This is a genomic window from Terriglobales bacterium, from assembly GCA_035624475.1.
Classification (GTDB): domain Bacteria; phylum Acidobacteriota; class Terriglobia; order Terriglobales; family Acidobacteriaceae; genus DASPRL01.
In genome coordinates this window covers 1-8,152 of the sequence record DASPRL010000340.1, presented here as the reverse complement: position 1 = coordinate 8,152, position 8,152 = coordinate 1, and the positions used below count along the sequence as shown (strand labels likewise).

Annotated in this window: 6 protein-coding genes; 4 read left to right on the top strand and 2 right to left on the bottom strand. The window is 66.4% G+C overall.

Annotated features, from left to right (window positions below; genetic code table 11):
• Positions 1-1,618: methyl-accepting chemotaxis protein (locus VEG08_13435; protein ID HXZ28989.1), on the bottom strand; the 1,618-nt coding region annotated here is incomplete at its 3' end.
• Positions 1,619-1,658: 40 nt separating this feature from the next.
• A complete protein-coding gene (locus tag VEG08_13430; GenBank protein HXZ28988.1) occupies positions 1,659-1,973 on the bottom strand; it encodes an energy transducer TonB in 315 nt (104 codons plus the stop codon).
• A gap of 390 nt (positions 1,974-2,363) precedes the next feature.
• Here VEG08_13430 and VEG08_13425 point away from each other — a divergent pair, with 390 nt between their 5' ends.
• The 4 genes from VEG08_13425 (at position 2,364) to VEG08_13410 (ending at position 8,046) form a co-directional block, all read left to right on the top strand.
• Complete coding sequence (locus VEG08_13425) at positions 2,364-5,708, top strand: PAS domain S-box protein (protein ID HXZ28987.1); 3,345 nt, start codon at positions 2,364-2,366, stop codon at positions 5,706-5,708.
• On the top strand, positions 5,705-6,094 hold the full coding sequence (locus VEG08_13420; GenBank protein ID HXZ28986.1) for a response regulator: 390 nt from the start codon (positions 5,705-5,707) through the stop codon (positions 6,092-6,094). Before VEG08_13425 ends, VEG08_13420 begins: the two co-directional genes overlap by 4 nt.
• Positions 6,091-7,479: a sigma-54 dependent transcriptional regulator gene (locus tag VEG08_13415; protein ID HXZ28985.1), complete on the top strand. Its 1,389-nt coding sequence runs from the start codon at positions 6,091-6,093 to the stop codon at positions 7,477-7,479. Before VEG08_13420 ends, VEG08_13415 begins: the two co-directional genes overlap by 4 nt.
• 195 nt (positions 7,480-7,674) lie before the next feature.
• Complete coding sequence (locus VEG08_13410) at positions 7,675-8,046, top strand: hypothetical protein (GenBank protein HXZ28984.1); 372 nt, start codon at positions 7,675-7,677, stop codon at positions 8,044-8,046.
• The last annotated feature ends 106 nt before the right edge of the window (positions 8,047-8,152 follow it).

The following is an 8,152-nucleotide window of genomic DNA, read 5'->3' as shown; positions in this document are numbered from 1 at the left end:
CGTTCGTGGCCGCTCCAATTTCCTGTGAGAATTTGTACACCTCGGTCACAACGTCCGATATCTTGTGCAGCGCCGAACCCAGATCGTTCCCCAGGCTTAAGCCTTCCTCCACGATCCGCGTGCTGTGCTCCATGTTCTCTACGGCCTGCCGTGCTTCTCTCTGAATGCTCTCGATCAGGTCCGCGATTTCCTTCGTCGATTGCGTCGACTTTTCCGCCAGCTTGCGCACTTCGTCGGCCACCACCGCGAAGCCCAGGCCGTGCTCGCCGGCGCGCGCCGCTTCGATGGCGGCGTTGAGCGCCAGCAGGTTGGTCTGCTCCGCCAGGTCGTCAATGACCTCGATGATCTTGCCGATGTCGTCGGCGCGCTGGCCCAGCACGGCGATGATCTCCGCCGACTGGTGGATGGCGGTGTTGATGCGCCCCAGGCCGTCGGTGGCTTTTTCCATGGTGGCGATGCCGCTGTGCACCTCTTCCCGGGAGCGCTGCGAGATGTCGAGCAGCACCTTGGCGGTGTCGGCCACGCGCTGGATGGAGGCCACCATCTCGTCGATGGAGGCCGAAGTCTCGGAGACGCTGGAGGCCTGCGTCTGCGTGTTCTTCACCATGTTCTGCACGTTGATGCTCATCTCGTGCATGGTGCTGGTGACTTCGTCGATGGCGCTGGAAGCGGTCACGCTGATCTTGGCGGACTCGTCCGAAGCGTCGGCCACCTGATTGGAACCGCTGGCCACCTGGGCGGCGCTGTCGCGCACGCTCTTGACCAGGGCGCGCAGGCCCTCGGTCATGCGGCTGAAGGCGTGGGCCAGGGTGTCGCGCTTGGAGCGCGGCTCCACCGAGACCGTGAGGTCGCCGCCGGCGATGGCCTCGGAAACCGCCGCCATCTCGCGCAGGTAGCCCACCATGTTGTTGAAGGTCTTGGCCAGCTCGCCGATCTCGTCTTGCCGGTCGATGTCCACCTTCTGGTCGAGGTCGCCGGAGTCGCCGATCTCGCGCGCCACCGCGATCAGGTGGCCCAGGGGATCGGTGATGGCCCTGCTGGTCTTGCGACTGATCACGAAGCCTGCGCCCAGGGCCAGCGCGAAGAAGATGAAGGAGGCCCACAGCGTGACCGCGCTGGCCGTGTCATCCTCCTTCTGCGACACCTCCAGGGCATCCTCCACCGGGGCCTGGGACTTCTGCAGCCAGCCGGCGGGGTCCAATTGCAGATAGGAGATCTGGAGCTCGGCCACGGTGGCGTTGCCCGCGTCCACCTGCTTGCGCTTGTCGATGAGGGGATCGGCGAATTCCGTCTTCCACTTCGCTTCCAGGTCCTTGACGCGGACGAGATCGCTCCGCACCTGCTCGGTCGTGGCCTTGGCGATGGCATCATCCAGCGCGCCGTTCAGGTCGGTGACGCCCTTGGCCAGCTTGTCCACCTCGCGGGCATCGCCGCTGAGCAGGTAGTTGCCCAGCACCAGGCGGTTCTGCACCATCACGGTGCGCACCGCCTCGATGGCACGCACTTCTTTGAGCGTGCCGCGCTGGTGAAACCAGCCCGTGATGGAGACTACGAACAGCAGCCCCAGCAGGACCAACAAGGCCCCGAAGCCGTAATACAGTCGCTTGCCGATCGTCATTGCTGATGCCTCCAGCAGAACCCGTGCCTGGGCCTGGGCCTCATTCGAGGGTGAAGTTGAAGGGGATCACCTCGGTGGTCTCCCCCGAAGCTGGCTCGAACTTCCACTTCTTCACCGCGTCTTCGGCCGCGGCCGCCAGCAGGGGATGCCCGCCGAGGACCTTCGTGCTCTTCACCGTGCCTGCGGGCGTGATCACCACCTCGATCTTGACTGCCCCGGTGATGTGCATCTGCTTGGCCAGGTCGGGATAAACAGGATTCACTTTCGTCTTGATCTTGCGCGCACCCTCCTGGGCGTAAGCCCCGGGCGCCGACACCGCCAAGCCCACCAGCACCGCCAGCAGGCCCGCCACCACCAACCACCTTACTCTTCCTCCTGATAACACAACTCCTCCTCAAGAAAACGGGCGGACGAACACCGCCGGCTTCCTTTGAGCACGACCGGTGCCACCTGGGGAGGATTTGGGATAGGCTGGCAGCCGAGATTCTAACACGCTACATTTCATAGGGTTACGGAAAATTTACCACAAGCCAGCCGGGTCATCGGCTCACTCTTATCAGGCCAAGTGTCTCACTTGGTTCGTGCTCACACCACGGGTTCGTCTCACTGTGAGACGTGGAATGGATGGCTCCAATCAGTTGGCAGGTGAAGCGCGGCCTCGGCAATCTCCTTGACTCAAATTGAGATTGAAGGGTATGGTGGGCCGTCCTAGCTACTTAGCCAGGCGCAGCCCGCAACGCAAGCTATGTCGGCCCTCAACGACGCGACCGCTGCACTCCCCGCCCCGCCGCGGTTGGACGGCCCTTTTCAAAAGCTGGTGGAGTGCGCGCATGCCCTGCACGCCAGCCTGGATCTGGTGGCCGTCACCCAGACCCTGGCCTGCCAGCTCCAAGGGCTTTTCCGCGCTCCCCTGGTGGCGGTGTTCCTGCTGGAGGGAGAGCGCGCGGAGCTGCGGTCCGTGGCTGCCGATCCAGCCGCCCTGGGAGAGAGCTTCCGCGCCCGCCTGGCCGCCGGCAGGGGCCCTTCCACGGAAAAGCTCGCCGCTCGCGCCGCCTCCGGCGATCATCCGGTGGTCCTGGCGCTCTCGCCGGAGGTGAACGATGTTCACGACCTGGCGCCGGCCAGCCAAGTCATGGCGGCCCCGCTGCACACCGCCCGCACCACCGGCTCGCTGCTGGTGTACTCCGGCGCCGAGCCCCGCTTCTCCGAAGCCGACCGCTCCCTGCTGGAGGCGGTCGCCAACCTGGGCGGTCTGGCCCTGGCCAACGCCGAGCTCTACGCCACCGCCAACGCCCAGGCCAACGAGATGCAGGCCCTGCTCGACATCTCCTCCGAGTTGGGTTCCATCGCCGACTTCGACCGCTTCCTGGAGAAGTTCGTGGTCCGCGCCGCCGAGTTTCTGGGCTTTCGACGCTCCTACCTCGCCCTGCGAGAAGGCGAGGACTACGAGGTTCGCTGGGGTTCGGTCGGCGGCAAGGCCCAGCCTCTGCGCCAGCCCCTGGGGCCCAAGATCTCGGAAGCCATCCTCAGCCGCAAGCAGCCCTACTGGAGCGACGACGTCAGCCAAGACCCCGCCCGCGATCAGGCGGCGGTCGACCGGTTCCAGATCAAGCAATACCTGGCGGTGCCGCTGCTGAGCTCGGACGCACGCGTGCTGGGAGTGCTTGGGGTCCTGGACCGCAGCGACGGCGCCCCCATTTCGACGGAAGACGTGCGCCGCGCCCAGGCTTTGGCCTCGGAGGTGGCGGTGGCGCTGGAAGCGGCGCACACCGTGGACCTTTCCCAGCAGCACCGTCGCCGCGCCGAGAACCTGATGCAACTGGCGGTGGAGCTAAGCACCTCCATCCGCCTGCCCGATTTTGTGCGCAGCTTCACCATGCGGGCGATGGAGATGCTGGGAGCGCGCGCCGGGGCCCTGGCCCTGGTCCAGGGCAACCAGGTCGAAACCGTGATCCTGCTCGATCCGGGGGTGGGTTCCGAGCGCGCCCTGCTGCGCCGCCTGAACCTGGCCCTGGCGGATTCCCTCGCGGTCTGCGCCGAGCCGCTGCGGGTGGGCTCCGCCACCGAGCTGCTGGGTCCGTCGCTGGCGACTTCCCTGGGCTGGCAGGATGTGGTGCTGGCCCGCCTGAGCGGGGCCGACGGCGAGCTGGTCGGCGTCCTCTGCCTGGCCAATCGCGGCGCCGAACTGCGCGAGGAGGACCGCAACCTGCTGCAGGCGCTGGCCGGACACGCCTCGGTGGCGCTGGAGAATTCGCGCCTTTTCTCCCGCATCGTCCAGGCCAGCCACCAGTGGGCGGAGATCTTCGACGCCATCACCGACTTCATCGTGGTGCACGACGAGAGCCATCGCGTGCTGCGTGTGAACCGCTCCCTGGCGGAGTTCATCGGAGTTCCTCCGGCGGACCTGATCGGGGTGAACATGCGGGCGCTGGTCTCGCTGGCCGCCGACGGCGGCCGCCAGCCCTGCCCCTTCTGCCGCGCCGGCGCCGATTCCGCCGACGAGTACATCCATCCCGTGCTGGAGCGCACCTACCTGATCTCCACCTCGCGCATCCACGGGGCGCTGCACGAGGGCCGGCAGACCATTCACGTGCTCAAGGACATCACCGACCGGCGCGAGGCCGAGCGCCGCTACCGCGAGCTCTTCGACAATGTGCAGGAGGGCATCTTCTTCTCCTCGCCGGAGGGCCGCTTCATCGAGGTCAACGACGCCCTGGTGCGCATGCTGGGCTACGCCAGCCGCGAAGAGCTGCTCCAGGTCGACATCCCCGGCCAGATCTATCTCTCTCCCGAGACGCGCCGGCGCTACCAGCAGGCGGTGGAGAAGAGCGGCGTGCTGCGGAACCACGAAGAAGTGCTACGCCGCAAGGACGGCTCCCTCATCCACACCCTGCAGAACGCCTTCGCGGTGCGCGACGTGCACGGGCGCGTGACCCAGTACCGCGGCGTCATGCTCGACGTCACTGAGCAGAAGGAGTTCCAGGCGCAGTTGCAGCGCGAGCGCGACTTCAACAGCAAGATCCTCAACCACACCCAGAGCATGATCCTGGTGCTGGACACGGCGGGCCTGGTGAGCTACGCCAACCGCCGCTGCTTCGAGGCCGGGGTCTACCGCCAGGAGCAGTTGCTGGGACACCCCCTGGCCGACTTCGTCGCCGCCTCGCGCCGCCAGGCCCTGGCCCAGGCCTTCGAGTCCACGCTGCGCGGCGAGCAGGTCGACAATCTGGAACTCATCCTCACCCGCGGCAACGGCCAGGCCGGCCACTTTTCCGTCAACCTCAGTCCCATGCGCGACGAGCTGGGCCACGTGACCAGCATCGTGGTGGTCATGACCGACATCACCGAGGCCGCCGTGTTGCAGGCCAAGCTCATGCACGCCGAGAAGATGGCGGCGGTCGGACAACTGGTCTCGGGCGTGGCCCACGAGGTCAACAACCCGCTCACCGCCATCCTGGGCTTCGCTGATCTGCTGATAGAAAACCCGGAGGTGCCGGCGGGCGCGCGCCGCGACCTGGGCGTGATCGTGCAGGAGGCGCAGCGGACCCGCGCCATCGTGCAGAACCTGCTCAGCTTCGCCCGCCAGAGCCCGCCCCAGCGCGAGTCGGTGCAGCTCAACCAGGTCCTGCGCCGCACCCTGCAGCTCCGCTCCTACGACTTTTCCAGCCACGGGGTGGAGGTGGTGGAACGTCTGCAGGAGCCCATGCCCGAGATCGTGGGCGACTCTCACCAGTTGCAGCAGGTCTTCCTCAACATTCTCAACAACGCCTACGACGCGGTGCGCGCCTGCGGCCGTCCCGGCAGGATCGAGATCGAGAGCGCGGCGCACAGCGAGTTCGCCGAGATCCTCTTCCGCGACAACGGCGACGGCGTCCAGTACCCCGACCGCATCTTCGACCCCTTCTTCACCACCAAGGAGGTGGGCAAGGGGACCGGGCTGGGGCTGAGCATCTGCTACGGCATCGTCCACGAGCACGGCGGCGAGATCAGTTGCCACAACCACGCCGGCGGCCCGGGCGCCACCTTTTCGGTGCGCCTGCCCATCGTCCCCAACACCCTGCCGGTGGCCGCGCGGCAGAAGGAGGGAGCATGAGCGCCGCCGCTGCCCCGCCCCTGCTGGTGATCGAGGACGAACCCTCGGTCATGGCCTTCCTGAGCGCTGCCCTGGAGCGCTACGGCTACCGCATGGTACCCGCCCGCTCCGGGGCCGAGGGCTTGCAACTGCTGGCCCAGGGCGACTACCTGGGGGTGATCTCCGACATGCGCACGCCTGGTGGCATCAACGGCGCCGACGTGCATGCCTGGATCGCGAAGAACCGGCCCCAGTTGGCCTCCCGCGTGGTCTTCATCACCGGCGACACGGTCAATGAGGAGACCCTGGCCATCCTGCGCCGGACCGGGGCGCCCTGCGTGGAGAAGCCCTTCCGCGTGCAGCAGTTGATGGCGGTGGTCCAGAAAATCTTCGGGAAGGCGCCATGAGCGACGACTTTCGCATCCACTTCCTCATCGTCGACGACGAGCAGTCCATCCGCCGCCTGTGCATGACCATCGGCGCGTCGCTGGGCTTCCAGTGCGCCGAGGCGGAGAGCGCCGAGGCTGCCCTCGCCTATCTGGAAAACAACGCCCCCGACCTCATCGTCGCCGACCTCATGCTACCCAAGATGTCAGGGGTGGAGCTGCTGCGCCAGGTCAAAGCCCTGCTACCTAAATCCGAGATCGCCATCATGACCGGACACGGCTCGGTGGAGACCGCGGTCCAGGCCATGAAGCTGGGCGCCTACGATTACATCTCCAAGCCCTTCCGGGTGGAGGAACTCAAGCTGGTGCTGCAGCGCATGGCGGAGAAGGTCCGCCTGGTGGCCAAGAACGAGTATCTGGAAGACTGGGTGCGGACGGAGATGGAGCTCAACGAGATCACCGGTTCCTCGCCCAAGATCCAGGAGGTGCTGCGGCTGGTGGCGCGGCTCAAGGATACGCGCACGCCCGTGCTCATCAGCGGGGAGAGCGGCACCGGCAAGGAGCTGGTGGCGCGCGCCATCCACTTCCGCGGCTCCTTCGCCAAGCGACCCTTCGTGGCCGTGGACTGCGGGTCCCTGGTGCCCACCCTGATCGAGAGCGAGCTCTTCGGCTACACCAAGGGCGCCTTCACCGGCGCGCTGAAGTCCAAAGCAGGGCTCTTCCAGGCCGCCAACGGCGGCGCCATCTTCCTCGATGAGGTGGGCGAGCTGCCCCTGGAGATGCAGGCCAAGCTGCTGCGTACCCTGCAGGAGAAGGAGATTCGCCCGGTGGGCTCCAACGACCGCATCAAGGTGGACGTGCGCGTGATCGCGGCCACCAACCGCGACCTGGAGATGGCCTACCGCGCCGGCACCTTCCGCAAGGACCTCTTCTTCCGGCTCAACGTGGTGAGCGTGCACGTGCCCGCGCTGCGCGAGCGCAAAGCCGACATCCCCGCGCTGGTGCGCTGCTTCCTGGAACAGTACGCTCCCGGGCAGTCCATGCCGGTGACGCCGGCGGCCATGAACTGCCTGCTCAATTACGACTGGCCGGGCAACGTGCGCGAACTGCAGAACTGCGTGGAGCGGGCGGTGGCCCTGGGTAACCGCCGCAGCGTCGATGTCCACGACCTGCCTCCCGCCCTGCGCTCCGCCGCCGCCTTGGCTCCCCTGGAGTCCCCCGGCAACGGCCCCTCCGCCACCGACCTGGAGGACCTGGAGCGGGCCACCATCCAGCGCGTCTTCGAGCAGGTGAACGGCGACAAGACCCTGGCCGGCAAGATGCTCGGCATCAGCCGCGCCACTCTCTATCGCAAGCTCAAGCGCTACAACATCAAGTTCCCTGCAGAAGCCACCAGCCTGCACTGAGTCGCTGAGACACTGTTTCAGAATGAGACATGGGGCCATGGCCAGGCTTCGCCGCGCTCCCCCGTCACGCCTGTAACATATTGAATAATAAGGAAGTTAATATGAGGCTGCGGAAGGACTAGGTTTGGTCGTGTTCGTGCACCAACCTCCCCGCACCTTGTGTCCGGGGCAGCGCCCCGGACGCTTGGATGTGTAGTGGCAGAAGCGGGGAACAACTTGGCTCACGAGGGCGTGCTCACATCCCGGCTGGCGGGGGAATCATCGGTGGAACGGCTGGCGCAGTTCTTTCCTGAAGCCATGGCCGTGCGCATCCCGGTGCACGTGACCGGAAACGACGCCCAAGGCCGCCAGTTCAGCGAATTCACCCTGATTGAGTTCGGCACGCCCAACGAGGTGCTGTTCGCCTCCTCGCTGCCCCTGGAATTCGACGACCGGGTGCGCCTGCAGAACTCCGACGGCTCTCTGTCGACGGAGGCCGCGGTGGTAGCGGTGCAGTACCACAACGGCAAGATGGCGGTGGCGGCGCGCTTCCTGAGCGAAGTCTCCAATTGGATCATCAAGCGATGAGTTCGGCGACGTTGCAACTCGGCGAGGCCGCCGCCCAGTGGCGGATGGCACGCCGCATCTATGCCATCTACCAGCCCCTGGCCCGGGCCGCACATCTGCCCTCCTG

Bases quoted from the DNA above. Each gene is read 5' to 3' on its own strand.
- VEG08_13425 (HXZ28987.1), top strand. From the start codon at position 2,364: ATGTCGGCCCTCAACGACGCGACCGCTGCACTCCCCGCCCCGCCGCGG.
- VEG08_13420 (HXZ28986.1), top strand. From the start codon at position 5,705: ATGAGCGCCGCCGCTGCCCCGCCCCTGCTGGTGATCGAGGACGAACCC.
- VEG08_13415 (HXZ28985.1), top strand. From the start codon at position 6,091: ATGAGCGACGACTTTCGCATCCACTTCCTCATCGTCGACGACGAGCAG.